26 protein-coding genes are annotated in these 23,892 nt (G+C 62.7%); 22 read left to right on the top strand and 4 right to left on the bottom strand.

Annotation, left to right across the window (positions count from 1 at the left end):
• Positions 1 to 35 precede the first annotated feature (35 nt).
• A complete protein-coding gene (gene cheY, locus Cth01_RS19775) occupies positions 36 to 422 on the top strand; it encodes a chemotaxis response regulator CheY (protein ID WP_003059161.1) in 387 nt (128 codons plus the stop codon).
• A gap of 3 nt (positions 423 to 425) precedes the next feature.
• Entirely contained in the window at positions 426 to 1,043 is a 618-nt protein-coding gene (locus Cth01_RS19770; RefSeq protein ID WP_012836866.1) for a protein phosphatase CheZ, read from the top strand.
• Positions 1,044 to 1,247: 204 nt separating this feature from the next.
• On the opposite strand, the gene fliE is transcribed toward Cth01_RS19770, so the two are convergent.
• Positions 1,248 to 1,556 (bottom strand): flagellar hook-basal body complex protein FliE, encoded by a 309-nt coding sequence (gene fliE / locus Cth01_RS19765; protein WP_003065477.1) that lies wholly within the window; start codon positions 1,554 to 1,556, stop codon positions 1,248 to 1,250.
• 173 nt (positions 1,557 to 1,729) lie between these two features.
• On the opposite strand from fliE, the gene fliF reads away from it, so the two are divergent.
• The 13 genes from fliF to fliR all read left to right on the top strand — a co-directional run bounded on the left by fliF (position 1,730) and on the right by fliR (position 13,137).
• A complete protein-coding gene (gene fliF, locus Cth01_RS19760; RefSeq protein ID WP_045840162.1) occupies positions 1,730 to 3,436 on the top strand; it encodes a flagellar basal-body MS-ring/collar protein FliF in 1,707 nt (568 codons plus the stop codon).
• A 148-nt stretch (positions 3,437 to 3,584) separates the two neighbouring features.
• Complete coding sequence (gene fliG, locus Cth01_RS19755) at positions 3,585 to 4,580, top strand: flagellar motor switch protein FliG (protein ID WP_003059149.1); 996 nt, start codon at positions 3,585 to 3,587, stop codon at positions 4,578 to 4,580.
• Positions 4,573 to 5,400, top strand: a complete 828-nt coding sequence (locus tag Cth01_RS19750; RefSeq protein WP_034405340.1) for a FliH/SctL family protein — start codon at positions 4,573 to 4,575, stop codon at positions 5,398 to 5,400. Before fliG ends, Cth01_RS19750 begins: the two co-directional genes overlap by 8 nt.
• Positions 5,397 to 6,785: a flagellar protein export ATPase FliI gene (gene fliI, locus Cth01_RS19745; RefSeq protein ID WP_045840161.1), complete on the top strand. Its 1,389-nt coding sequence runs from the start codon at positions 5,397 to 5,399 to the stop codon at positions 6,783 to 6,785. Before Cth01_RS19750 ends, fliI begins: the two co-directional genes overlap by 4 nt.
• A 33-nt stretch (positions 6,786 to 6,818) precedes the next feature.
• Positions 6,819 to 7,283 carry a flagellar export protein FliJ gene (gene fliJ / locus Cth01_RS19740; protein ID WP_034353137.1) on the top strand — a complete coding sequence of 155 codons (465 nt, stop codon included), beginning with the start codon at positions 6,819 to 6,821 and terminating at the stop codon, positions 7,281 to 7,283.
• Between the two features lie 2 nt (positions 7,284 to 7,285).
• Positions 7,286 to 8,602: a flagellar hook-length control protein FliK gene (locus Cth01_RS19735; RefSeq protein WP_045840160.1), complete on the top strand. Its 1,317-nt coding sequence runs from the start codon at positions 7,286 to 7,288 to the stop codon at positions 8,600 to 8,602.
• A 189-nt stretch (positions 8,603 to 8,791) separates the two neighbouring features.
• The gene (locus tag Cth01_RS19730; RefSeq protein WP_034353146.1) at positions 8,792 to 9,346 is read left to right on the top strand and encodes a flagellar basal body-associated FliL family protein; all 555 of its coding nucleotides are present in this window, start codon (positions 8,792 to 8,794) and stop codon (positions 9,344 to 9,346) included.
• Positions 9,347 to 9,360: 14 nt separating this feature from the next.
• Positions 9,361 to 10,365, top strand: a complete 1,005-nt coding sequence (gene fliM / locus Cth01_RS19725) for a flagellar motor switch protein FliM (RefSeq protein ID WP_003065459.1) — start codon at positions 9,361 to 9,363, stop codon at positions 10,363 to 10,365.
• Positions 10,355 to 10,789, top strand: a complete 435-nt coding sequence (gene fliN / locus Cth01_RS19720) for a flagellar motor switch protein FliN (protein WP_003059131.1) — start codon at positions 10,355 to 10,357, stop codon at positions 10,787 to 10,789. Before fliM ends, fliN begins: the two co-directional genes overlap by 11 nt.
• Positions 10,790 to 10,823: 34 nt before the next feature.
• Positions 10,824 to 11,213: a flagellar biosynthetic protein FliO gene (locus Cth01_RS19715; RefSeq protein ID WP_012836872.1), complete on the top strand. Its 390-nt coding sequence runs from the start codon at positions 10,824 to 10,826 to the stop codon at positions 11,211 to 11,213.
• Positions 11,206 to 11,955, top strand: coding sequence for a flagellar type III secretion system pore protein FliP (gene fliP, locus Cth01_RS19710; RefSeq protein WP_045840159.1), 750 nt, complete (start codon positions 11,206 to 11,208; stop codon positions 11,953 to 11,955). Before Cth01_RS19715 ends, fliP begins: the two co-directional genes overlap by 8 nt.
• A gap of 151 nt (positions 11,956 to 12,106) precedes the next feature.
• Positions 12,107 to 12,376, top strand: a complete 270-nt coding sequence (gene fliQ / locus Cth01_RS19705) for a flagellar biosynthesis protein FliQ (protein WP_003059126.1) — start codon at positions 12,107 to 12,109, stop codon at positions 12,374 to 12,376.
• Positions 12,373 to 13,137 (top strand): flagellar biosynthetic protein FliR, encoded by a 765-nt coding sequence (fliR, locus tag Cth01_RS19700; RefSeq protein ID WP_003065453.1) that lies wholly within the window; start codon positions 12,373 to 12,375, stop codon positions 13,135 to 13,137. The genes fliQ and fliR overlap by 4 nt, the downstream gene beginning before the upstream one ends.
• Positions 13,138 to 13,276: 139 nt before the next feature.
• Here the strand turns inward: fliR and Cth01_RS19695 are convergent, their stop codons facing one another.
• Positions 13,277 to 13,915 (bottom strand): response regulator, encoded by a 639-nt coding sequence (locus tag Cth01_RS19695; protein WP_034378043.1) that lies wholly within the window; start codon positions 13,913 to 13,915, stop codon positions 13,277 to 13,279.
• Positions 13,916 to 13,970: 55 nt separating this feature from the next.
• Positions 13,971 to 15,092: a hybrid sensor histidine kinase/response regulator gene (locus Cth01_RS19690; protein ID WP_034378044.1), complete on the bottom strand. Its 1,122-nt coding sequence runs from the start codon at positions 15,090 to 15,092 to the stop codon at positions 13,971 to 13,973.
• Between the two features lie 121 nt (positions 15,093 to 15,213).
• On the opposite strand from Cth01_RS19690, the gene Cth01_RS19685 reads away from it, so the two are divergent.
• Genes Cth01_RS19685 through Cth01_RS19655 form a run of 7 tightly spaced genes read left to right on the top strand, consistent with a single transcriptional unit; the run spans position 15,214 to position 21,661 of the window.
• Positions 15,214 to 15,663, top strand: coding sequence for a hypothetical protein (locus Cth01_RS19685; RefSeq protein WP_003065446.1), 450 nt, complete (start codon positions 15,214 to 15,216; stop codon positions 15,661 to 15,663).
• A gap of 42 nt (positions 15,664 to 15,705) precedes the next feature.
• The gene (locus tag Cth01_RS19680; protein WP_003059121.1) at positions 15,706 to 16,068 is read left to right on the top strand and encodes a response regulator; all 363 of its coding nucleotides are present in this window, start codon (positions 15,706 to 15,708) and stop codon (positions 16,066 to 16,068) included.
• Positions 16,069 to 16,100: 32 nt separating this feature from the next.
• A complete protein-coding gene (locus tag Cth01_RS19675) occupies positions 16,101 to 18,305 on the top strand; it encodes a chemotaxis protein CheW (RefSeq protein WP_045840158.1) in 2,205 nt (734 codons plus the stop codon).
• A 50-nt stretch (positions 18,306 to 18,355) separates the two neighbouring features.
• The gene (locus Cth01_RS19670; RefSeq protein ID WP_003077929.1) at positions 18,356 to 18,844 is read left to right on the top strand and encodes a chemotaxis protein CheW; all 489 of its coding nucleotides are present in this window, start codon (positions 18,356 to 18,358) and stop codon (positions 18,842 to 18,844) included.
• A gap of 17 nt (positions 18,845 to 18,861) precedes the next feature.
• Positions 18,862 to 19,776 carry a CheR family methyltransferase gene (locus Cth01_RS19665; protein ID WP_045840157.1) on the top strand — a complete coding sequence of 305 codons (915 nt, stop codon included), beginning with the start codon at positions 18,862 to 18,864 and terminating at the stop codon, positions 19,774 to 19,776.
• A 24-nt stretch (positions 19,777 to 19,800) separates the two neighbouring features.
• The gene (gene cheD, locus Cth01_RS19660; protein WP_034393764.1) at positions 19,801 to 20,532 is read left to right on the top strand and encodes a chemoreceptor glutamine deamidase CheD; all 732 of its coding nucleotides are present in this window, start codon (positions 19,801 to 19,803) and stop codon (positions 20,530 to 20,532) included.
• 13 nt (positions 20,533 to 20,545) lie between these two features.
• Positions 20,546 to 21,661: a protein-glutamate methylesterase/protein-glutamine glutaminase gene (locus Cth01_RS19655; protein WP_202967609.1), complete on the top strand. Its 1,116-nt coding sequence runs from the start codon at positions 20,546 to 20,548 to the stop codon at positions 21,659 to 21,661.
• A gap of 111 nt (positions 21,662 to 21,772) precedes the next feature.
• Here the strand turns inward: Cth01_RS19655 and Cth01_RS19650 are convergent, their stop codons facing one another.
• Complete coding sequence (locus Cth01_RS19650) at positions 21,773 to 23,659, bottom strand: ATP-binding cassette domain-containing protein (protein WP_034393787.1); 1,887 nt, start codon at positions 23,657 to 23,659, stop codon at positions 21,773 to 21,775.
• Positions 23,660 to 23,892 lie beyond the last annotated feature (233 nt).

The raw sequence follows: 23,892 nt of genomic DNA, 5'->3' as shown, positions 1-23,892 counted from the left end.
TTCCCACGCACCTATTCCGACCGAAAGGGCCTCTCGTGGCTAATGCCCTGCGATTTTTGATTGTTGACGACTTCTCCACCATGCGCCGCATCGTGCGCAATCTGCTCAAGGAGAGTGGCTTTGCCGATGCCGATGAAGCCGAAGATGGTGTGGTTGCCATCACCAAGCTGCGTGCTAGCAAGTTCGACTTCGTGGTGACCGACATCAACATGCCGAACATGAACGGCTTTCAGCTGCTGACCGAGATCAAGCAGGATGAAAAGCTCAAGCATCTGCCGGTGCTGATGGTGACCGCCGAAGCCCGCAAGGAAGATATCGTGGCTGCCGCCCAGGGCGGCGCGGCCGGCTATATCGTCAAGCCCTTCACCAAGGCCACGCTGGAAGAGAAGGTCAATCTCATCATCAAGAAACTCGATCTCTGAGCCATGAGCAGCGACCAGGCTTCCGCCAACGTCCACTACAAGATTGGCGTGCTCACGCGCCAGTTGCATAACTCGCTCAATGAGCTGGGTTATGCGGATCGTTTGCGCGGCAGTGCGGGGGAGCTTCCCGATGCGCAAAGCCGTCTGTCTTATATCGCCCGTCTGACGGGCGAGGCTGCCAACAAGGTGCTGGGCCAGGTCGAGGTGACGCAGAACCGCCAGGATGCTCTGGCCGAGCGTACCCGTGCCATGCGTGCAGAACTCATCAAGGATCCGGTGGCCGCGGTGGCCAAGGGGCGCGTGATGAACTATCTGCAGGAGGTGGAAGAGGGCACGGAGCAGACCAACAGCCATCTGACCGAGATCATGATGGCGCAGGACTTCCACGATCTCACGGGCCAGGTAATTGCTCGTGTGGTGGCGCTGGCGGCCGATCTGGAGTCGCAGCTGCTGGAGCTGCTGATCCAGACTTCGCCGGATGCTGCGCAGGCACCGGCCCTGGCGCCTGTGGAAGCCGCGCAGCCCAAGCTGGCCGGCCCGGTGGTGGATCCCGAAAACACGGCAGACGTGGTGACCTCGCAGTCCCAGGTGGATGATCTGCTGGCCAGTCTTGGCTTCTGACCTTCTGAAAACATAGCTGCCTGTGTTTTGCAGATAGGCGTTTGAGCCCGAAAAGCCCGATCTTTGAATGGATCGGGCTTTTTTTATTGGGCGCTGCCAGGCGGGCAGGGTGGGCGGAGCGCAAAAAGCCCGCATGTCATCACAACATGCGGGCAAGCCTTGGAGGGCAATCTGCCTTTTGAGCGGTGTGCGGCGTTGCGCCGATCACACCTGCATATTCATCACATCGGAATAGGCCTGCACCAGGCGGTTGCGCACATGCAGCGTGGCCTGAAAGCCGATCTGCGATTTCTGCATGGCCACCATGGTCTGCTCCAGGCTGACGGCGGGGTTTTCCAGCTGCACTTCGCGCTGCAGCTGGCCGGAATGGTTTTGAGCGGCGCTCACCGATTGCAGTGCATTTTGCAGGGCCTGACCAAAGCCGCCGGCCACGGGCGCAGTGCCGGCGCTGCCGACCTTGGTGAGCTGGTTGCCCAGCTGGGCGGGGTTGATTGCTGGGATCTTCAGGTCCATATATTTATCCAACTGGCTTGGTGAGTTGGAGGTGATCGTAGGTTTTTCGCGTGATCGCAGACGGGCAATAAGTGGGTGAATCGGCTCGCTTATCGGGGGAACGCCGCCGGCCCGAGTCCGAATAATCCACTGGACGCTAGACCTCGTGTGGGGTCTGACACCATGGAATCAAGATGTCTGCTGTAGCTGAAGTACCTGTCCCCAATGCCGTGCCCGGTGCCACGTATGCGCCCCGCCCTGCGCTTGCGCAGCGCTGGAATGCGCTCGACCGTGGCCAACGTCTTCGCTGGGGCGCGCTGGCGGCCTTGGTCGCAGTGGGCCTGGTGGCGGCTGCGGTGTTCTATCGCCAGCCTGATTACAAGCTGCTGTTCTCCAACGTCAGCGACAAGGATGGCGGTGCCATCGTGGCGCAGCTGACGCAGATGAACGTGCCCTACAAGTACAGCGAGGGCGGCGGCGCCATCCTCATCCCCGCAGACCGTGTGCACGATGTGCGCCTGAAGCTGGCCACGCAAGGCCTGCCCAAGGGCTCGGTGACGGGCTTCGAGCTGATGGAGAACAGCAAGTTCGGCATCACCCAGTTTCAGGAACGGCTCAACTTCCAGCGCGGCCTGGAAGGCGAGCTGACCCGCTCCATCCTGGCGCTCAATGCCGTGCAGAGTGCCCGCGTGCATCTGGCCCTGCCCAATCAGAACGGATTTTTCCGCGAGCAGCAAAAGCCTTCGGCTTCCGTGCTGCTGAGCCTGCATCCGGGTCGCATGCTGGACCGTGCCCAGATCGCGGGCATCGTGCATCTGGTGGCATCCAGCGTGCCCGAGATGGAGCCTGCTGCCGTCAGCGTGGTGGACGACACCGGCAAGCTGCTTTCGCAGTCGCCTGACGGCAATGCCGGCGGCGTGGACATGCAGCAGTTCCTCTACACCCAGCAGGTGGAGCAGCAATATGTGCGCCGCATTCTGGACATTCTGGAGCCAGTGGTCGGCAAGAACAATGTGAAGGCCCAGGTTTCGGCCGAGCTGGACTTCAGCCAGACCGAATCGACTTCCGAACAGCATCGTCCCAACCAGTCTGCAGACGGCGGTGCCGTGCGCAGCCAGCAGGTGATGGAGACCAATGGCGAGAAGACGGCCACTCCACCTACCGGCGTGCCTGGCGCGACCAGCAACCAGCCACCTCAGAACTCCACCGCGCCCATCAACGGTGCCAATCCTGCGCCGCAGGCTGCTGGTGCAGGCCAGGGCAATAGCCAGGGCAACAAGCGCGAGTCCATCACCAATTACGAAGTGGACAAGACCGTCAGGGTCACACGCGGCAGCACCGGCACCGTCAAGCGCCTGACGGCTGCGGTGGTGGTCAATGCACCGCTGGCTGCTGCGGCCGGCACCGATGCGGCGACAGCGGCAACGGCAGCCGCAGTCAGCTCCGGCCTGCGCCCACTGACAGCCCAGCAGCAGGAGCAACTGCTCACGCTGGTGCGTGAAACCGTGGGCTATAGCGCCGACCGCGGCGACTCGGTGAATCTGGTCAGCGCTCCCTTCATGGACAGCGGTGCGGCACCGGCCGAGCTGCCGATGTGGAAAGACCCCGAAATTCAGGCCATGGCCAAGAGCCTGGGCGTGCCGATTGCACTGGCGCTGTTTGGAGCCCTGGTGCTGCTGGGCCTGGTGCGCCCCTTGCTCAAGGGACGCCATACCGGCCCTGGCGCTCAGCTCAATGCCATTGAAGCCGAGGCGCTGGATCGCCCCGCTCTGCCGGCCCCTGCGAAGGAGCTGTCTCCGACCAAGGAGCAGGAGCGACTGGATCAGGCCCGTCATCTGGCCAAGCAGAACCCGATCGCGGTGGCGAACATCGTGAAGACATGGATTAACGGCGAGGGGTGACGAAGTCACCCCCTGAGGCGCGTTGCGCCTTCCCCCTCCCTCTTTGGGAGGGGGACGATGCCCTCGCTGCGGGGCGGCGGGGCCACCTAGGCCCTTGCTCGGCATCCCCGGCATGGGACGGTTGAATAACTAGTAGAGAGTTTTGAATATGGACGATAGAGGTCTGAACGACGCTGCCATCTTGCTGGTCTCCCTCGGTGAGGAAGAAGCGGCCGAGGTGTTCAAGCACCTCACGCCCAAGGAAGTGCAGAAGCTGGGCGAGACGATTGCCCGCATGCGTGGCGTGACGCGGGAAAAGGTGGATTTCGTGATCGACCGCTTCACCAGCGATGCTGCGTCGCAGAGTCTGCTGGTTGACGATGCCAGCGACTATGTGCGCTCGGTGCTCAAGCGTGCCCTGGGCGATGACAAGGCGGCGTTGCTGATCGACCGCATCATGCAGGGCGGCGACATCTCGGGCATTGAAAGCCTGAAGTGGATGGATCCGCTGTCTGTGGCCGAGCTGCTGCGCGGTGAGCATCCGCAGATCGTGGCGGCGATTCTGGTGCACCTGGAGTATGAGCAGGCTGCGGCCGTGCTGATGCAGTTTCCCGACCGGGCACGCAGCGAGGTCATGCTGCGCGTGGCCACGCTGGAAGGCATTCAGCCCACGGCGCTCAAGGACTTGAACGAAGTGCTGTTCAAGGTGCTGGCGGGTGGCGACAAGGTGCGCAAGACCTCGCTGGGCGGCGTCAAGACAGCGGCCGAAATGCTCAACCAGATGGGCGGCAATGCCGATGTGGCGGTGCTCGATACCATCCGCAACTATGACCCCGAGCTGGCGCAGAAGATCATGGACAAGATGTTCGTCTTCGACGACCTGGTCAAGCTCGACGACCGCTCGGTGCAGCTGGTGCTGCGCGAGGTGGTGTCCGAGACGCTGATCGTGGCGCTCAAGGGCGGCTCCATGGAAGTGCGCGACAAGATCCTGGCCAATATGTCCATGCGTGCGGCCGAGTCGCTGCGCGAGGACCTGGAAGGCCGTGGCCCCATGCGTCTGTCCGAAGTGGAAGCCCAGCAGAAGGAAATCCTCAAGGTCGTGCGTCGTCTGGTCGAGGAAGGCCAGGTAACCATCGGCAGCGGTCCGGAGGACAGCTATGTCTAAGGGCCAGCCTCCGCGCTCGCACTCGCGCTTTATCCCGCAGGAAGAGATCGACGACAGCACCGTGGTGCAATGGCGCTTCGGCGCGGTGGATGCACAGGATCGCGGCGTCTTCGCGCCCGCACAGCAAGCGGCCTTCATACCGGCGGGAGTAGAGCATTTCAACGGCTTTTCCCCCTCGATTGCCCATCAACCGCAGGCGCAGCCAGAGGTGCAGGCTGTGGAGCCCGTGGAGCCAGCCGCCCCGGCTTTCGACGAGGAGCAGTTGCAGCAGATGCTGGAGCAGGCACGAGCCGAGGGTCATGCACAGGGCCTGGCCGAAGGCCGCACACAGACGCAGCAGCAATGGCAGCAGCATCTGGACGACCATATTAACGGCGCGGGCCGCGAGAGTGCGCAGCGCGTCGATGGCGTGTTGCAGGGCCTGGAAGACAACTTCAAGCAGCTGCAGTCGGGCATGGCCCAGGAGCTGCTGAACCTGGCCTGCGACATCGCACGTCAGGTGGTGCGCCAGGAGCTGCGCAGCCAGCCCCAGGCCTTGCTGCCTGTGATTCGCGAGGCGCTGGACATGCTGGTCGACGAGAGCCGCCCGGTGACCGTTCGTCTGAACCCCGCGGACTTTGAACTGCTTGACGAAGCCCTGCGTGCCGAGCATGGCGCGCACAGCCGTATTCAGTGGCTGGGCGATGCCTCGATTGCCCCCGGCGATGTCAAGGTGGAGTCGGGCGGTGCCGAGATCGACGGAGGTCTGGACAAGCGCTGGCGCCGTGCGGTGGCTGCTCTGGGTCTGGTCTCCACCTGGTATGACGGAGACAAGGCATGAACCCCTGGCAGCAGTTCATGAGCCAGGCGCGCGCACGTTACGCCGAGCCAGTGCCGCTGGAATGCCAGGGCCGTCTGACCCGGTTGACCGGCATGGTGCTGGAGGCTTCGGGGCTGCGCGTGCCCGTGGGGGCGCAATGCCATATTCATCAGCATGGGCAGGAGCCTGTGCTGGCCGAGGTGGTCGGCTTTGCCGGCGAGCGCGCCTTTCTGATGCCTGCGGGCGATATTCAGGGTTTGTCCAGCGGCGCCATGGTGACGCCGGCAGCCCCCTTTGTTCCCGTGCCCCAGCTGGGCGTGATGGAGACCGAGAAAGTCAGCCAGACCGTGGGCGTGCTGCGCCTGCCCATGGGCGACGGCTTGCTGGGGCGGGTGGTGGATTCGCAAGGCATTCCGCTGGATCATGCGGGCGAGCTGGGCAGCGTGGTGTCCGAGGTGCTGGATCGCAACCCCATCAATGCCATGGACCGGGACCCCGTGCGCGAGTCGCTGGATACCGGTGTCAAGGCGCTGAACGCGCTGCTGACCGTGGGTCGCGGCCAGCGTCTGGGCCTGTTTGCCGGCTCGGGTGTGGGCAAGTCCGTGCTGCTGGGCATGATGGCGCGCTACACCCAGGCCGATGTGATCGTGGTGGGGCTGATCGGCGAGCGTGGCCGCGAGGTCAAGGAGTTCGTCGAGGACATTTTGGGCGCCCAGGACCGCAGCCGTGCCGTGGTCGTGGCCGCTCCCGCCGATGCGCCGCCGCTGCTGCGCATGCAGGGCGCCAGCTACGCCACGGCAATCGCCGAGCATTTCCGCGACAAGGGCAAGCATGTGCTGCTGCTCATGGATTCCTTGACCCGCTATGCCATGGCCCAGCGTGAAATCGCCCTGGCCATCGGCGAGCCGCCTGCGACCAAGGGCTATCCGCCGTCCTGCTTTGCCAAGCTGCCTGCGCTGGTGGAGCGCAGCGGCAACGGCCTGCACGGCGTGGGCTCGATCACGGCCTTCTACACCGTGCTGTCCGAAGGTGACGATCAGCAGGATCCAATTGCCGATGCGGCCCGCGCCATTCTCGACGGCCACGTCGTGCTCTCGCGGGCGCTGGCCGAGACCGGACATTACCCGGCCATTGATATCGAGCAGTCGGCGTCTCGCGTCATGCACAACGTGGTCTCGCGCGAGCATTTCGAGCTGGCGCGTCGCTTTCGCGCCGTCTATTCGCGCTATCAGAAGGGGCGCGATCTGGTGCAGGTCGGCGCCTATGTCCCAGGCTCCGATCCGCAACTGGACGAGGCGATTGCGCTGCAGCCTGCCATGACCGGGTTTCTGCAGCAAAGCATGTTTGAAAGCTCCAGCATGGAGCAAAGCCTGGCCGGCATGGCGCAAGCCATGCAGCGGGGCTGAGCATCAACGGGTTAGCCAGAGGGAGAGTCGCAGATGTCGTCCTTGAATGCCTTGAACGTCGCCATTGAAGCCGCAGAGCGCAAGCGTGACGCGGCCCGCACCACCATGCAGGAGCGCCAGCGTGCTCAGCAGGCGGCGCAGGCCCAGATGGATCAGCTGCAGGGCTATGTCCTGGAGATGCAGGCGCGCTGGGGGGCCCAGGAAGGGCTGGCCGTGCAGCCCGAGGTCATGCATCACCAGTATCAGTTCATGGAGCGCCTGCAGCACGCCATCGGTTTGCAGACCCGTGTGGTGGCGGACCAGGACATTCGGCTGGAGACCGCACGTCAGGCCCTGCTGGCGGCAGAGTTGCGCGTGACCAGCCTGCAGAAGGTGGTGCAGGCCCGCCGCCGTGATGTGGCACTGGCCCAGATGCGGCGCGAGCAAAAAGATACCGACGAGCGCGCCACCATGGCATTTTTTCGACGCAGCTTCGGCCTGCAACTTCAGGAGGCCTGAGCATGGCAGAAACCAGAATTGATGGCCCGCGCAGCGGCGAATCGCGCACCGGCAAGGCCATGGCGCAGTCCATGAGCTCGGCCAAAAGCGCTACGGCTGCGGCAGGCGAGCCCGGCCAGGGCTTTTCATCGCTGCTGGCTTCGCTGGACGGATTCGTGACTGCAGGCCTGCCGCAGGCGGCGCAGCAGCCTGCCGAGACATCGGATGTGAAACTGGCGCCCGGTGAGCAGGATGCGCTGCTGATCGCTCAAGGCCATGCGCCGTGGATGAGCCTGGTCGGGCAGACCGCCCAGCTGGACGGGCAGGGCGATGCCGATCTGCGCCAGGGCGTGGCCACCGACTTTCTTTCAGGCAGAGGCCATGCCGCGCAACTGGCCCATCGCCAGGCTTTGCAGCCCGGGTCCGGGAAGGCGCATGCCGCATTCATGGGTAAGGATTTTCAATCAAATCAAGCCCAAACGTATACGACGCAAACGCAAGCAGCTATTAATTCTGATGCGGCTGTCTTGCAGCCGCAGCAGGACGCAGTCGCGCAGGGGCAGGACAGCGGGCACAGCGCGCTGGCTTCGGTGACTGAAGATGTGCCTGCTGCGCGCGTCGAGCCTGCTGTGCACAAGGCGCAGGCATTGCTGCAGCAGGGCATTAGCCTGCAGGGCATGACGGCTGTGCAGCCCCAGGCCCTGGAAGGTCTCAAGGATTTGCTGCGTGCGGCCCGCTCGCCCCAGCAGGATGAAGCTGCGCCACAGGGCAAGACGGCGGCAGTGCAGGGTGGGGCCGACCTGCAGGCCGTAGCGGCTGCCGTCGGGGCAGCCATGGGAGCAGCGAGCGCGGGCATGCAGGGCGGCGGTCAGAACAGCTCCGACTTCGGCCAGAGCCTGGCGGGGCAGGATGCCGCACCTACAGAGCGTGAGCAGGAAGTGTCCGAGCAGGTGGCCTTCTGGGTGCATCAGAAAACGCAGAATGCCGCGCTGTCGATCCAGCATGAGGGCAAGGCTATCCAGGTCCAGGTGCAGCTGAACGGCCAGGAGGCTCAGGTGCGCTTTGCCGCAGGCGATGAGCAGGCACGCCAGCTGCTGGCCGACGGTCAGGCCCAGCTGCGCGAGCTTTTGCAGGCCCAGGGGCTGAATCTGAGCGGCGTCAGCGTGGATGCGGGCAGTGCCGGCGCCCGGTCCGGGGGGGACAGCCAGGGCGAGGATGCCCAGCGCGGCCAGGCCAGGGTGGCCCGGGTCTCGGTCAATGCTGCCGAGCTGCCCATGAGTGCGGCCAGCGCAGGCAATGGCGCGCGGCCAGTGCAGTCCGGCGTGGACCTTTTCGTGTAAATGATCGGTGCCGGCTCACGGAAACGGTGAGCTGGACATGGTGCGAAACCCGGAATGAAGCCGGGTTTCGCGCTTTTATTCGGGCAATGGTAGGAAGGGCGGGCGGCGAATAATTCAGGCGTGGATCTTCCGTGTCGCGGCAATGGCTGCGGGGTGGATGCAGTCCCCCACTCTTGAGGAATACCCGCCGTGTCAGCCAATCCCAATGCCGCCCCTGTTGCACCTGCTCCTGCCAAAAGCAAGAAGCTGATCGTCATCGTGGCCATCGTTGCCGTGCTGGCCATCGTGGCTGCCGCAGCCTATGTGCTGATGATGCAGCGCCAGCACAGCAGCGCCGATGGCGAAGAAGAAGTCAGCGCCAAAGCCACAGTGCCCACTTTCTTGCCACTGGACAATATGGTGGCCAATCTGGCTGACCCCGGCGGCGATCGCTTTGTGCAACTGGGCATCACGCTGGAGCTGGCCGATGAGAAGACGGCTTCCACTGTCAAGCAATACCTGCCCAGCATCCGCAACGGCATTCTGATGCTGGTGTCCCAGCGCACGGCCGACGAGCTGCTGGCGCGCGAGGGCAAGGAAAAACTGGCCGCCGACATTCTCACCGAGGTCTCCGCGCCGCTGGGCTTTGGCCCGGGCGCCAAGAAGCGCTCGCGCGACGATGAGGACGCCGACGAAGACAGCCCGCGTGCCAATCGCAAGGGGCCTGTGCGTCGTGTGCTGTTCTCCAGCTTCATCATTCAGTAAGCAGGGGGGAGTGCATGAGCGATTCTTTTCTCTCCCAGGAAGAGGTTGATGCTCTTCTTGAAGGCGTTACCGGCGAAAGCCAGCGCTCCGAGGTGGTGGAGGTCGATCTCGGCCAGGTCCGCAGCTACGACATCTCCAGCCAGGAACGCATCGTGCGTGGGCGCATGCCCACCATGGAAATTGTCAACGAGCGCTTTGCCCGCAACTTCCGCATCGGCCTGTTCAACTTCATCCGCCGCAGCCCCGAGGTTTCCGTCGGCACGGTGACGGTGCAGCGCTACAGCGCTTTCCTGCGCGAGCTGGCCGTTCCCACCAATTTCAACATCATGGCCATTCGCCCACTGCGCGGCAATGGTCTGATCGTCTGCGATCCCTCGCTGGTGTTCGGCGTGATCGACACGCTGTACGGCGGCACGGGCCGTCTGCAGACCCGCATCGAGGGGCGCGACTTCTCGACCACCGAGCAGCGCGTGATCAATCGCATGGTCAATGTGATCTGCGAGGAATACAAAAAAGCCTGGCACGGCATCTATCCGCTGGAGCTGGCCTATCAGCGCTCGGAAATGCAGCCGCAGTTCGCCAACATCGCCACGCCCAGCGAAATCGTGGTCTCCACGGCTTTTCAGCTGGAGATCGGCGATATCTCGGGCTCCATCCACATCTGCATGCCTTATGCGACGCTGGAGCCGATTCGCGATGTGCTGTATTCGTCGACTCAGGGCGATGCCATCGAGGTGGATCGCCGCTGGGTCAAGGTGCTGACGCGGGAGATTCAGGCCGCCGAGGTCACGCTGGTGGCCGAGCTGGCCCGCGCCGATGCCACGGTGGAGCAGCTGCTGGCCATGCGCCCGGGTGACTTTATCGAGCTCGACCGCGAGCCGCTGATTCGCGCCTCCATCGGTGGGGTGCCGGTTTTCGAGTGCCAGTACGGCACGCACAACGACAAATATGCAATCCGCGTGGAACGCAGCCTGCGCGGCGGCGAGACCAGCTGGATGGGAGAGAAGCATGGCAATTGACGACAACAACAAGCCCGCGGGTGACGATCCGTTCTCCGGCTGGGCCGAGGCGCTGGAAGAGCAGCGTCAGCATGACCAGGCCGTCGAAGGCCCCGATCTGTCCGACCAGGGCGGGCCGCTGGCGGGCGACGCCGCACGCAGCTATGGCGATGTGCCGGTGCACGATATCAACATGGTGCTGGACATTCCGGTTCAGCTGTCCGTGGAGCTGGGCCGTACCAAAGTGCCCATCAAATACATTCTGCAACTGGCCCAGGGCTCGGTGGTGGAGCTCGATGCTCTGGCCGGCGAACCCATGGACGTGCTGGTCAACGGCTACCTGATCGCCCAGGGCGAGGTGGTGGTGGTCAATGACAAGTTCGGTATCCGCCTGACGGACGTGGTGACACCGTCCGAGCGTCTGCGCCGGGTCAGCCGTGGTTGATAACGCGGCAAACTCTGCGGCAGCGGCCCCTTCCATGTGGCCCACGCTGCTGCTGGTCGTCCTGTTTGTGGCGGTCATGGCAGCGTTGCCCTGGCTGGTGCGTCGTCTGCAGCAAAAAAACCTCCTGCCCCGTGGCATGGGGATGGCCCGTGGTGTCGCCTCAGTTCCGGCGCAGGTGCTGGGCACGCTGGCCATTGGCCCGCAGCAGCGGGTGGTGACCGTGCAACTGGGTGAAGGGGAGCAGGCCGTGCGCCTGGTGCTTGGTGTGACGGCGCAGCAGATCCAATGTTTGCATGTGCTGCAAGACCCGTCCGCATCTTTGCAATCCGCCCGTGCAGCCCATTCACCTGCCGTCTCATCGTTCACCGACTCGCTGATGCGCGCGCAGGCCGACGAAGCGGCCCGGAATTCTGGAAATGTCTAAATTCGTCTCTCGTGCTGCTGCCGCTGTCCTGCTGGCCATTCCCCTGATGGCCGCAGCCCAGGGCGCACCCGCCAGTCTGCCGCTGCTGGTAGGCCAGGGCGCGGGCGGCACCAGTTATTCGGTGCCCATCCAGACACTGCTGTTTTTCACGGCGCTGTCGTTCCTGCCCGCCATCTTGCTGTTGATGACGGGCTTTACCCGCATCGTCATCGTGCTGAGCCTGCTGCGCCAGGCGCTGGGCACGCAGTCCGCGCCGCCCAATCAGGTGGTGATCGGTCTGTCGCTGTTTCTCACCATGTTTGTGATGGGGCCGACGCTGGACAAGGTCTATCAGGACGCCTATCTGCCCTATACGCAAAACAGCATCAGCTTCGAGCAAGCCATGGAAAAGGCCGAAGCCCCCATGCGCGGCTTCATGCTCAAGCAGACGCGCCAGTCGGACTTTGCGCTGTTCAAGCGCCTGGCCAAGCTGGATGCGAATGTCACGGCAGAAACAGCACCTCTGCGTGTGCTGGTGCCGGCCTTTGTGACCAGCGAGCTGAAAACGGCTTTTCAGATCGGCTTCATGATCTTCATTCCGTTTCTGGTCATCGACATGGTGGTGTCTTCCATCCTCATGTCGCTGGGCATGATGATGCTTTCGCCCGTGCTGGTGGCCCTGCCTTTCAAGCTCATGCTGTTTGTGCTGGCCGATGGCTGGAACCTGATCATCGGCTCTCTGGCGGCGAGCTTTGCGACATGAGATACCCCCTGAGGCGCTTGCCTAGGCGGCCCCGCGCCTTCCCCCAAGGGGACGACACCTTCGGTACGGGGTGGTCCTTCCTTGGTGTCTCGTACATTGAGCCGCGGCGGTTGCAAGCGTATTGGATTCATTGAATTTTTAAGAGAACGTCATGACCTCTCAGTTTGTTCTGACCTTTGGCCGCGAGGCGCTGACCCTGCTGCTCATGATTTCCATGCCTGTGCTGGGCGTGGTCATGGGCGTGGGTCTGCTGGTGAGCGTCTTTCAGGCCGTGACCCAGGTGCATGAGGCCACGCTGGCTTTTGTGCCCAAGCTCATCGCCGCCGTGCTGGTGTTTGCCGTGGCCGGGCCGTGGATGCTGTCCACGCTGGTGGATTTCATTCGTCGCACCATAGAGAGCATTCCAGGTTCGGTGGGATGATTTCCTTTAGCGAAGCGCAGATTGCCGCCTGGCTCTCGCCACTGATCTGGCCGTTTGTGCGCGTGCTGGCGCTGTTCACCACGGCGCCTGTGTTTTCTCAGAAAGCCATTCCCATGCGGCTCAAGGTGGGGCTGGCTTTTCTGGTTGCGCTTTGCGCGCAGCCGGTGCTGGGCGAGCAGACGGTGGTCAGCATTGCCTCGGCCCAGGCACTGGGCACTCTGGTGCAGCAGGTGGTGATCGGTCTGTCCGTTGGCTTTGCCGTGCGTCTGGTGATGGCGGCCATCGAGGTCGCAGGTGAAGTGATAGGCCTTCAGATGGGCCTGAACTTCGCGTCTTTCTTCGATCCGACCAGCAATGCCCAGCTCAGTGCCGTGGCGCGCTTCATGGTGCAGATCGCCACCTTGCTGTTCATCGTCATCAACGGTCATCTGCTGGTGCTAATGGCGGTTCTCAAGAGCTTTGAGGCATTTCCCGTCGATGGCAACTTTCTGCAGGCCATCTCCCAGATGCGGATCCACGAGATGGGCAGCGCCGTCTTTGCCAGCGCTTTCTGGATTGCCCTGCCCATGATTGCCATGCTGCTCTTCGTCAACCTGGTGCTGGGCATCATCTCCCGTGTCGCGCCACAGATGAATATCTATGCCGTGGGCTTTCCTGTCACCTTGACTGTGGGGCTGCTGGGCCTGACGGCGACTCTGCCTTTGCTGGAGCAGCCTCTGGTGGCCTTGCTCCAAAAGGGGATGGCAGTCTTCGGGGTTTAGTGTGGGAAACTATCTTTTTAATAGCATTATGCGCTTTATGGCAAAGGGATAGGACCGCTTTGGCCTCAAGCGAAAAAACTGACTCGATGCGGGCGCGCAAGCCAGTGATGGCCATCCAGCGGATGGTCCGCCGCGCGGCTCAGGGTGTATCTATCAGTCCGTTCTTGATGGCATAGGCGGTCAGCTCCGCGTTGCTGCCCATGCCCAGCTTCTCCAGCACCCGTGCCCGGTACACGCTCACCGTCTTGGGGCTGAGCATCAGCTCCTGCGCAATATCGGTCTGGCGCTGACCGCTGGCAATCTTCAGCAGCGTCTGCATTTCGCGCTCGGACAAGGTTTCATGCGGCACGGGGGCGGTAGGCTGGGCCAGGCTGTCGGCCAGCATCTGAGCCACTTCGGCAGTCAGGTATTTGCGTCCGCTGTGGACGGTGCGCACGGCGTCGATCAGCAGCACCGGATCCCCCGCCTTGTTGGCATAGCCGGCCGCGCCAGCCTTGATGCTGCGCAAGGCGTACTGGTCTTCGGGGTACATGGAGACCATGATGACGCGGATCTGCGGATGCGTTTCGCGCACGCTGGCGAGCACTTCCAGGCCGCTGCGGCCCGGCATATTGATGTCCAGCAGCAGCACATCGCAAGCTGCGTCGCGCAGTTGCTCACGCAGTTCGGCATAGCTGCCGGCTTCTGCGGTGACGCTGATGTCCGTCGCCTCCGCCAGGGTGTCGCGTATGCCCCGGCGCAAAATGGCATGGTCGTCGCACAGCACCACGTGAATCAAGGTCGCTCTCCCAGGAAGTCAGATGGCAGACCGGACAAGCGCGTGGTTGGATGGCTCATGCCTGGGTCTCTGCCAGAGGAATGGTGAGAATGATAGAGGTTCCTCGGCCGGGGTGGCTGCTCACATCCAGCCAACCTTGAATTGTTCGTGCGCGCTCACTTAGTCCTCTAAGACCGAAAGACTGAGGCTTTTTGCGATCATCCTGGCTCAGACCTACCCCGTTATCTGTTACTTCCAGTGTCAAAAAACCCTCGTGGTCGGACAAATCCAGCGTCACCTGGCTGGCCTGTGCGTATTTGCTGATATTGGTCAAGGATTCCTGTGCCGTACGGTAGACCACCACCTGCTGCGCGGGTGCTATTTCCATATGCTCACGGCTGGTGTGCAACCGGGCGGGTATGCCTGTGCGACGCTCGAAGTCCTGGGCCAGCCATTGCACGGCGGCCACCAGTCCCTGATCTAGCACGGGCGGGCGCAGGTTCTGCATGATGCGCTGGCTGGCGCCCAGGGCGTGTTCCAGCATCTCCAGTGCCGATCTGGCATGCTCGCGCTGCTTGCCCTCGGGGCTGTTGCGGATCAGCCAGGCCAGATCAAACTTGACGGCAGTGAGCGAGCCGCCTATGTCGTCGTGAATCTCGCGCGAGATATTGGCGCGCTCCTGCTCGATGCTGGTATGCAGATGTTCGGTCAGCTCGGCCAGGCGCTTTTCAGACTCGGCCAGCTGCAGTGCGGCGCGGCGGCGGGCTCGCCTCGCCTCATGGACCTCCATGGCGCGCTTGATGACATGGGGCAGGCCGTTGATCTGGTCCTTGAGCAGATAGTCGCTGATGCCCAGCCGCATGATGTCCACGGCGGCGGATTCGCCGATGGCGCCCGACAACAGCACAAAAGGAGGGGCATCGGCACGGGTTCGCACCAGGTCCCAGACGTCGAGAGCTGTGAAGCCGGGCAGATGATAGTCCGCCAGAATCAGGTCGAAATCCTGTGCCTCAAGGGCGTCGCGTACCTCCTGCAGACTGTCCACGGTCGTGAGCGTGCAGGGCAGCTGCCCGCGCTTTAGGCTCAGGCGTGCCAGAGCCTGATCTGCGACAGAGTCTTCAATATGAAGGATTTTCAAGGTCTGATTCCGGAATTGCATATCGCCAAGGACGCTATCATTGGATACATTTTGGAACATCGAGGGTAGTCGTCAAGTGTGGCCATGTGGCCATGTGGTCACGGGGCAGGCTGCCGGGCGGTTCATTTCGTGGAGCATGGCGGCGTGGCTGTCATGATGGTTTTACGCAGTTGGAGTAACAATGCAGACGATGCAAAACCCTTCGGGTGTGCCTGCAGTTGCCGTGCCGGTGATGGTGGCTGCGGAGCTGCAGGATGCCTTGCTGGTCACACTGCGTGATCTGCAGCGTCTTGAAGGGCTGCTGGACCATGCCACGCACAATCTGCTGGAGCGCTTCGAGCAAGTCAACGGGCAATTGTCGCAGCCGGCCTTGCCCGATTCGGCTGCGCTGGCTACAGCACGTGAGTCGTTGCGGCTGGCCGTGACCGAGCTCCAGTTTCACGATATGTCGTCTCAGCTGATTGCCCATATGGCACATACCTTGCAAGCCTGCGCTTTCAGGCTCGGGGCTGCCGCCATGGGTAGGGATGAGGATGAGGCGGAGTCCGCCATCAGTCTGCCAAACCTGCCCGAAAAGCCCAATCCCGTCACGCAAAGCGAGATGGATGCAGGCTCTGTGGAGCTGTTTTGAACTTCTACCCTGTTTTCCGTTGCCCGTCTGTTGGAGCTGTACATGCGATCGATTCTGGCTGTTGATGATTCCCCCTCGATGCGAAAGATGGTGTCTTTCACGTTGAGCAGTGCTGGTTTTAAGGTGGTGGAAGCCGTCGACGGTGTGGATGCGCTGGAAAAAGCACAGGCGCAAAACATCGATCTGGTGCTGGCCGACCAGAACATGCCGCGCCTGGACGGCATCGGTCTCACGCGCAAGCTCCGTGAAAACCCGAAGTTCAAGGGCACGCCCATCTTGATACTGACCACGGAATCCAGCGACCTGATGAAGCAGGCGGGCCGGGCCGCAGGTGCCACGGGCTGGCTGGTCAAGCCCTTCGATCCCAATCGATTGATCGAAGTTATTCAAAAAGTGCTGCGTTAAGCCGATAACAACGAATCACAGCAGGAAACACCATGGCGGATACACACCAGGATGGCGCAGGTTCGGGCGCAGACTTCGACCTTAGCCAGTTCTATCAAATCTTTTTCGAGGAAGCCAGCGAGAACCTCGACCAGATGGAGCAGATGCTGCTCAGCCTGGACCTTTCGGCCGCCAACGATGAAGAGCTCAACGGTATTTTCCGCTGCGCTCACTCCATCAAGGGCGGTGCGGCGACCTTCGGCTTCTCGGATGTGACCGAGCTCACGCACCGCATGGAATCCCTGCTGGACCGCCTGCGTCGCCATGAAATCACGCCCATCCCCGAGATGGTCGATGTGCTGCTGGAGTCGGCGGACGCCAGCCGCAGCCTGCTGGCACGTCACCAGTCTGGTGATGAGGGCGAACCGGTTTCCACTGCGGAACTGGTGGTGCGCATCGAAGCTCTGGCCCAGGGCTTGACCGAGATTCCCCAGGTCAACCGCAGTGCCGCGGCTGCCGAGCCTGTGCAGCCAGCTGCCGTTGTTGCCGCGGTAGTGGCGGATACGCCCGCTCAAGCTCCGGCCCCTGCGGCAGCCCAGATGGCAGAGCCAGGCCCTGTGATCGGCACCGAGCCTCCCGAGGGGGCGCGCGAGCTGATGATCGAGATCGGCCCGCTGTCCAGGCTGGAGCTGGGCGATGCCATCAAGGAGCTGTTCCGGGATATTCCGGGTCTGGGCACGATTCAGGATCAGGTCGGCACTAAGGCCGATCACCGCCTGTTCAAGGTCAGAACGGTGTCCACCGATGACGAGCTGCGCGATCTGTTTGTCTTCCATGTCTCCAAGGAGCAGGTGCAGATCAGCGATGCCGCCCAACCGCAGAACGCAACCGAGCCCGTGGTCGAGCAGTTGGAAGCCGTGGTGGATGAAGAAGCCGCCATGCCGCCCCACAATCTGCCGGCCGAAGAAGCCTACGGTTTCTTTGCGGGTGCTCCAGGCAGCCCCGAGGCTCAGCAAAATCAGGAGCATGCCGTGATTGGCGGCGCTGGGGGCACGGTGCAGAAGGCCACACCCAAGGCTGCCGCTGCGCATATGGAGTCCACCAGCATCCGCGTGGATGTGAAGAAGGTGGACCAACTCATCAATCTGGTGGGCGAGCTGGTCATCACCCAGGCCATGCTGGCGCAGAACAGCCAGGGGCTGGACCCGACGACCTATCAGCAGCTGCTGGCCGGCCTGGCCGATCTGGATCGCAACACGCGCGACCTGCAAGAGTCCGTGATGTCGATCCGCATGATTCCCATGTCCACGGTTTTCAGCCGCTTCCCGCGCATGCTGCGCGACCTGGCGGGCAAGCTGGGCAAGAAGATCGATCTGGTCACGCTGGGCGAAGCCACCGAGCTGGACAAGGGCCTGGTCGAGAAGATTACCGATCCGCTGACCCATCTGGTGCGCAACAGCGTGGACCACGGCATCGAGATGCCCGAGGACCGCATCGCTGCGGGCAAGTCCGAGCATGGCACGCTGACGCTGGCGGCATCCCATCAGGGCGGCTCCATCGTCATCGAGGTGCGCGACGACGGCAAGGGCATGAATCGCGAGAGGATTCTGAACAAGGCGCGCGAGCGCGGCATGGATGTCTCCGACAGCATGCCCGACAGCGATGTCTGGCAACTGATCTTTGCGCCCGGCTTCTCCACGGCCGATGTGGTCACCGATGTCTCGGGCCGTGGCGTGGGCATGGACGTGGTCAAGCGAAACATCACCTCGCTGGGTGGCACGGTGGAGATCGAGTCCGTTGCCGGCGTGGGCATGAAGGTGGCCGTGCGCCTGCCGCTGACGCTGGCCATCATGGACGGCATGTCCGTCGGGGTGGGCGAAGAGGTCTATATCCTGCCGCTGTCCTCGGTGGTCGAGTCCTTCCAGGTCAAGGCCGACGATGTCAACACCGTGGCCAATGGCACGCAGCTGGTCAAGGTGCGCGACGAATACATGCCGGTGATCGCGCTGGAGCGAACCTTCCAGGTGCCGCGCGCCGATGAAAGCCAGACCAGCAACATCATGGTGGTGGTCGAGGCCGAAGGCAGCCGCGTGGCGCTGCTGGTCGACGAGCTGCTGGGCCAGCACCAGGTGGTGGTGAAGAACCTGGAAAGCAATTACCGCAAGGTGCCCAATGTCTCGGGCGCCACCATTCTGGGCGACGGATCCGTTGCGCTGATTCTGGATACGGGCGCTCTGGTGCGCCGTACCCGCCATTGAGGCCGCTGGCCTGAGCCGTCGCCGACCCGAACAACGCAGAGAGAGCTGACATGAACATCATCAACAAGACTGCCGAAGGCGTGGCCACCGGTGCCCGCGAGTATCTGACCTTCCGCCTGGGCGAGGAGGAATACGGCATCGATATCCTCAAGGTGCAGGAAATCCGTGGCTACGAGCAGCCCACGCGTATTGCCAATGCGCCCGAGTTCATCAAGGGGGTGGTCAATCTGCGCGGCACCATTGTGCCCATCGTGGACATGCGCCTGCGCTTCAACTGCTCCGAGGTGGAGTACAACGCCTTCACCGTGGTCATCATCCTGAACCTGCGCAATCGCGTGGTCGGCATTGTGGTGGACTCGGTCAGCGATGTGATGGAGCTGCCCGCCGATGCCGTGCGTCCCGCACCCGATATCGAAAGCGCCATCGACAGCGGCTGCATTCTGGGTCTGGGTTCTGTGGGCGAGCGCATGCTGATCCTGCTGGACATCGAGAAGCTCATGGGCAATGTCGACATGGGCCTGGTGGCCTCCGAAGCCTGAGTGCGCCAGAGGTCCGTGTGCTGAACCTGGGACGTAGCGCTTCATTCGCAGCCTCTCCTGCCAGGCTTGAGCAGGACGATGAGGCGCTGCCGGGCGGCATGTCCGGACCGCTGGCGCAGGGGCGCGAGTTCGTCTGGTCCAACCGCGACTTTGCCCGTGTGCAGGCCCTGATCTACAAGCGTGCCGGCATCAGCCTGCATGACGGCAAGCATGCCATGGTCTACAGCCGTCTGTCGCGCCGCCTGCGCGAGACCGGGCATGAGAGCTTTGTCAGCTATCTGGACTGGCTGGAGAGCATCAATGACGGGCCCGAATGGCAGGAGTTCGTCAATGCTCTCACCACGAATCTGACCTCGTTCTTCCGCGAGCAGCATCACTTCGACATCCTGGCCCAGCATCTACGCAGCCACAAACCCGGCGGCAATGGCTGGAAGGTATGGTGCAGCGCGGCCTCCACGGGAGAGGAGCCTTATTCCATCCTGATGACGGCCGTGGAGAGTCTGGGCAGCTCGGCCAGCTTTCAGCTCATGGCCAGCGATATCGACTCGCGCGTGCTGGATACCGCCTCTCGCGGCATCTACCGGGCAGAGAACCTCAAGGGCGTGAGCACCGAGCGGCTGCACCGCTTTTTCCTGCGCGGGCGCTCGGCCAACTCGGGTATGGTGCGGGTCAAGCCGGAACTGCGCCGCATGGTGGACTTTCTCAACGTCAACCTGATCGCCGGAGATTGGCCGTTCCGGGAGAGCTTCGACATCGTCTTCTGCCGCAACGTGATGATTTATTTCGACGCACCGACCCAGCGTCGCGTGCTGGAGCGCATTCATCAGGTGATGCGTCCGGGCGGGCTGCTGTTTGTCGGTCATGCCGAGAACTTCAGCGATTCGCGCGATCTGTTCGCGCTCAAGGGCAAGACCGTCTATGAGCGCCAATGACGCTGAAGGGCAGGGCTGCAAGTCATGAGGAATCTGAGCTCTCCGCTGGATCTGCCAGGTGCTGGCGCTGCCAGACCCCTGCGCGGCAACAGCTTCGTGCCCCAGGGCTATCCTGATCCGGCCATGCCGGCGCCGGTCTCATCGCTGGAGCAGCTCAAGCGCCAGCCGCGCCAGCCGGGCGAGGCCTCGTTCTTCTACTACGACCCGCACTTCCAGCTCAATTCGGCCAAGGTGTTGCCGGGCGAGTACTTTGTCTCGCGCGACGAGATGGCCATCGTCACCGTGCTGGGTTCCTGCATCGCGGCCTGTCTCTGGGATCGATTCATGCGCATTGGCGGCATGAACCACTTCATGCTGCCCGATGGCGACAGCAGCGATGTCTCGGGGCGCTATGGTTCGTACGCCATGGAGCTGCTGATCAACGAGATGCTCAAGCTGGGCGCACGGCGCGAATCCATGCAGGCCAAGATTTTTGGTGGCGCCCAGGTCATGGCCAATTTCACGACCATGAATGTGGGCGAGCGCAACACCAGTTTTGTGACAGAGTATCTGCAAACCGAGCGCATTCCCATCGTCTCCGAGGACGTGCTGGATATCTATCCGCGCAAGGTGGTGTTTTTTCCATCCACGGGCAAGGCCATGGTCAAGCGCCTGGCACACGCCCATCCCGAGGCATTGGTGCAGCAGGAAATCAGTCGCGGCAGCGCGGCTGCGGTGGCACGCAATACGGCGGGCGGCTCGGTGGATCTGTTTTGAGGAAGGTTGAGCGTTGTTAAAGCCAAAAATCCGGGTGATCGTGGTGGACGACTCTGCGTTGGTGCGCAGTCTTCTGGCCGAGATCATCAATCGCCAGCATGACATGGAGTGCATCGGCTCGGCCAATGACCCGTTGATCGCACGCGAAATGATCCGCGATCTGAACCCCGACGTCATCACGCTGGATGTGGAAATGCCCCGCATGGACGGCATTGATTTCCTCGGGCGGCTCATGCGCCTGCGTCCCATGCCGGTGGTGATGATCTCCACGCTGACCGAGCGCGGTGCCGAAGTCACCATGCGCGCCCTGGAGCTGGGTGCCATCGATTTTGTGGCCAAGCCCCGCGTCGGCGTGGCCAACGGCCTGCAGGAGCTGGCCAGCCAGATCGTGGACAAGATCCGCGTGGCTGCCGTGGCCCAGGTGCATCGCCTGCCGGTGGTGCCGCACGGCGTGGCAGCGGCAGCGAGTACGGGTGCCAAGCCCGCAGCGCCCCGTGCGCCGGCGGCACCCAGCCTGCTGGGGCGCATCTCGACCGAAAAGATCATCGCCATCGGCGCTTCCACCGGTGGCACGGAGGCGATCCGTGAGGTGCTCACGCATCTGCCGGCCGACTGCCCGGCCATCGTCATCACCCAGCACATGCCGCCGGGCTTCACCACCAGTTTTGCGGCTCGGCTCAACAGCCTGTGCCAGATGACGGTCAAGGAAGCCACGCACGGCGAGCGTTTGCTGCCCGGCCATGCCTATATCGCTCCCGGCGGCAAGCATTTCTCCATCACGCGCAGCGGTGCCAACTATGTGGCCGTGGTCGATGATGCGCCGCCCGTCAACCGTCACAAGCCCTCGGTGGAAGTGCTGTTCAAGTCGGTTGCCGCCAGCGCCGGGCGCAATGCCTACGGCATCATGCTCACCGGCATGGGGGCCGATGGCGCCACCGCCATGCGCGAGATGCGCGATGCCGGCAGCTACAACCTGGTGCAGGACGAGAGCACCTGCATCGTCTTCGGCATGCCCCGCGAAGCCATTGCCCATGGTGCGGCCGACGAGGTGCTGCCTCTGCCGCAGATCGCCCATGCCCTGCTGACCAAGTTGCGCGGCGGCTCGGACCAGGTACATCACCGCATATAAGGTTGCATAAAAAGAGAGCGTCTTGCGCTTGTAAGATAATGATTTCAGGCTTCTATAGCTTTGAAATCAAGACCTGACAGTCGCAAGGCGCTCTCTTATTTGACGGCCTGATTATTCAGACAGCAAGGTCCAGCGCTCCAGCGCCTCCATCAGTGCTTCATCGATCTCCGCGTCGCGCTGGTGCATGGCGACGGCCTTGGCGTTGTCGCTGGCAAACAGGCTGCCGTCGGCCAGCGCTTGCTGAATCTGCTTTTGCTCGGTCTCCAGTGCGGCAATCGTGGCCGGCAGGGCTTCCAGCTCGCGCTGATCCTTGTAGCTGAGCTTCTTCTTGGGGCTGGCCGCAGCGTCGGTGCGGCTTGCGACGGGCTTGGGCTCCTCCTTGGGGGCGGACTTGGCCTGTGCGGCTTCGGCCATGGCCTTGCTGCGGCGCGATTGCTCCATCCAGTCCGTCACGCCACCTTCGTATTCACGCCAGTGGCCGGGACCTTCCCAGGCAATCGTGCTGGTGACCACGTTGTCGAGGAAGGTGCGGTCGTGGCTGACCAGAAAGACCGTGCCGTCATAGCTTTGCAGCAGGTCTTCCAGCATGTCCAGGGTTTCGATGTCCAGATCGTTGGTCGGCTCGTCCAGCACCAAAACATTGGCCGGCCGCGCAAACAAACGGGCCAGCAGCAAGCGGTTGCGCTCGCCGCCTGACAGCGATCGGACCGGGGAATGCGCACGCGCCGGAGAGAACAGAAAGTCCGCCAGATAGCTCTTGACGTGCTTTTTCTGGTTGCCGATCTCGATCCACTCGCTGCCGGGGCTGATGAAGTCCTCCAGCGTGGCATCCAGATTCACCTGATGACGCATCTGGTCAAAGTAGGCCACTTGCAGATTGCCGCCCAGGCGCACTTGGCCGCTGTCCGGAGCCAGCTCGCCCAGAATCATCTTCAGCAGCGTTGTCTTGCCTGCGCCGTTGGGGCCCAGCAAGCCGACCTTGTCGCCACGCAAAATGGTGCCGCTGAACCTTTCAACGATCTTCTTTTCGCCAAAGGACTTGCTGACATCGGTCAGCTCGGCCACGATCTTGCCCTGATAGCCGTCGCCCTTGCCGGATGCGATATCCATGTTCACGCTGCCCAGCACATCACGGCGCTGGGCACGGCTGGCACGCAATTCCTGCAGACGGCTGATGCGGCTCTGGCTGCGGGTGCGACGGGCTTCCACGCCCTTGCGAATCCACACTTCCTCCTGAGCCAGCAGCTTGTCCGCCTTGGCGTTGATGACGGCTTCCTGGCTGAGCTGCTCTTCCTTTTGCAACACATACTGGGAGAAATTGCCCGGGTAGGTGCGCAAAACGCCCCGATCCAGCTCCACGATGCGGGTGGCGATGCGGTCCAGAAAGCTGCGGTCGTGGGTGATCGTGATCACGCTGCCCTTGAAGGCAATCAGCAGCTCTTCCAGCCACTCGATGGAGTCCAGATCCAGGTGGTTGGTCGGCTCGTCGAGCAACAGGACATCGGGGCGGGCCACCAGAGCCTGGGCCAGCGCCACGCGCTTGCGGGTGCCGCCGGACAGGCTGCCTACCAGAGCATTCGGGTCCAGATGCAGGCGCTGCAATGTTTCCTCTACGCGCTGCTCCCAGTTCCAGGCGTCATAAGCCTCGATCTGTGTCTGCAACTCGTCCAGATCCTCGCCCTCGCCGCCAGCCAGGTAGCGCTCACGAATCGCAATCACGGCGGCAATGCCGTCAGATGCCGACTCGAAGATGGTGTGCGCAGGGTTCAGGTCGGGCTCCTGCGCCACATAGGTAATGCGGACCCCGTTCTGCACCTGGAGCTGGCCGTCATCGGCCTTTGCCAGGCCGCCCAGAATCTTGAGCAGTGAAGACTTGCCGGCGCCGTTGCGGCCGATCAGGCCGACGCGCTCGCCGGTCTCCAGGGAAAAATTTGCGTGGTCCAGCAGGGCCACGTGCCCAAACGCCAATTGAGCGTCTAACAAAGTAATCAGTGCCATCGTGCCAGCATTATCGTTGGCCTCCATAGAGACAGCGGCCGTAAGGCCGCTGTCTCTATCTCTGTCTATGGACACAGCCCATGCAAAGACCACGCTGACAGATGAATCTTTTGTGTCAGAAGCGGCCTGGCTAGGGTTTCACCTATGCTATAGTTCGATCCATCGCGGCAAACGACTGCCTCGCAAAACTTCAAAAGTTCTTGTGCAGCGCCTCGGAAGTTGTGATACACTGC

It is taken from the genome of Comamonas thiooxydans (assembly GCF_000964545.1).
In the GTDB taxonomy this organism is placed as follows: domain Bacteria; phylum Pseudomonadota; class Gammaproteobacteria; order Burkholderiales; family Burkholderiaceae_C; genus Comamonas; species Comamonas thiooxydans.
The sequence above is the reverse complement of the archived record's forward strand: the minus strand, read 5'-3'. Positions and strand labels throughout refer to the sequence as shown.

What these genes read in the sequence shown, in the direction of transcription:
- Cth01_RS19750 (WP_034405340.1), top strand. Translation starts at nt 4,573, where the DNA reads ATGTCTAAGGGCCAGCCTCCGCGCTCGCACTCGCGCTTTATCCCGCAG.
- Cth01_RS19690 (WP_034378044.1), bottom strand. Translation starts at nt 15,092, where the DNA reads ATGTTCCAAAATGTATCCAATGATAGCGTCCTTGGCGATATGCAATTC.
- fliF (WP_045840162.1), top strand. Translation starts at nt 1,730, where the DNA reads ATGTCTGCTGTAGCTGAAGTACCTGTCCCCAATGCCGTGCCCGGTGCC.
- fliN (WP_003059131.1), top strand. Translation starts at nt 10,355, where the DNA reads ATGGCAATTGACGACAACAACAAGCCCGCGGGTGACGATCCGTTCTCC.
- Cth01_RS19650 (WP_034393787.1), bottom strand. Translation starts at nt 23,659, where the DNA reads ATGGCACTGATTACTTTGTTAGACGCTCAATTGGCGTTTGGGCACGTG.
- fliG (WP_003059149.1), top strand. Translation starts at nt 3,585, where the DNA reads ATGGACGATAGAGGTCTGAACGACGCTGCCATCTTGCTGGTCTCCCTC.
- Cth01_RS19715 (WP_012836872.1), top strand. Translation starts at nt 10,824, where the DNA reads ATGTGGCCCACGCTGCTGCTGGTCGTCCTGTTTGTGGCGGTCATGGCA.
- Cth01_RS19680 (WP_003059121.1), top strand. Translation starts at nt 15,706, where the DNA reads ATGCGATCGATTCTGGCTGTTGATGATTCCCCCTCGATGCGAAAGATG.
- fliJ (WP_034353137.1), top strand. Translation starts at nt 6,819, where the DNA reads ATGTCGTCCTTGAATGCCTTGAACGTCGCCATTGAAGCCGCAGAGCGC.
- Cth01_RS19735 (WP_045840160.1), top strand. Translation starts at nt 7,286, where the DNA reads ATGGCAGAAACCAGAATTGATGGCCCGCGCAGCGGCGAATCGCGCACC.
- fliE (WP_003065477.1), bottom strand. Translation starts at nt 1,556, where the DNA reads ATGGACCTGAAGATCCCAGCAATCAACCCCGCCCAGCTGGGCAACCAG.
- Cth01_RS19675 (WP_045840158.1), top strand. Translation starts at nt 16,101, where the DNA reads ATGGCGGATACACACCAGGATGGCGCAGGTTCGGGCGCAGACTTCGAC.
- fliM (WP_003065459.1), top strand. Translation starts at nt 9,361, where the DNA reads ATGAGCGATTCTTTTCTCTCCCAGGAAGAGGTTGATGCTCTTCTTGAA.
- cheD (WP_034393764.1), top strand. Translation starts at nt 19,801, where the DNA reads ATGAGGAATCTGAGCTCTCCGCTGGATCTGCCAGGTGCTGGCGCTGCC.
- fliR (WP_003065453.1), top strand. Translation starts at nt 12,373, where the DNA reads ATGATTTCCTTTAGCGAAGCGCAGATTGCCGCCTGGCTCTCGCCACTG.
- fliP (WP_045840159.1), top strand. Translation starts at nt 11,206, where the DNA reads ATGTCTAAATTCGTCTCTCGTGCTGCTGCCGCTGTCCTGCTGGCCATT.
- Cth01_RS19770 (WP_012836866.1), top strand. Translation starts at nt 426, where the DNA reads ATGAGCAGCGACCAGGCTTCCGCCAACGTCCACTACAAGATTGGCGTG.
- fliI (WP_045840161.1), top strand. Translation starts at nt 5,397, where the DNA reads ATGAACCCCTGGCAGCAGTTCATGAGCCAGGCGCGCGCACGTTACGCC.
- fliQ (WP_003059126.1), top strand. Translation starts at nt 12,107, where the DNA reads ATGACCTCTCAGTTTGTTCTGACCTTTGGCCGCGAGGCGCTGACCCTG.
- Cth01_RS19685 (WP_003065446.1), top strand. Translation starts at nt 15,214, where the DNA reads ATGCAGACGATGCAAAACCCTTCGGGTGTGCCTGCAGTTGCCGTGCCG.
- Cth01_RS19670 (WP_003077929.1), top strand. Translation starts at nt 18,356, where the DNA reads ATGAACATCATCAACAAGACTGCCGAAGGCGTGGCCACCGGTGCCCGC.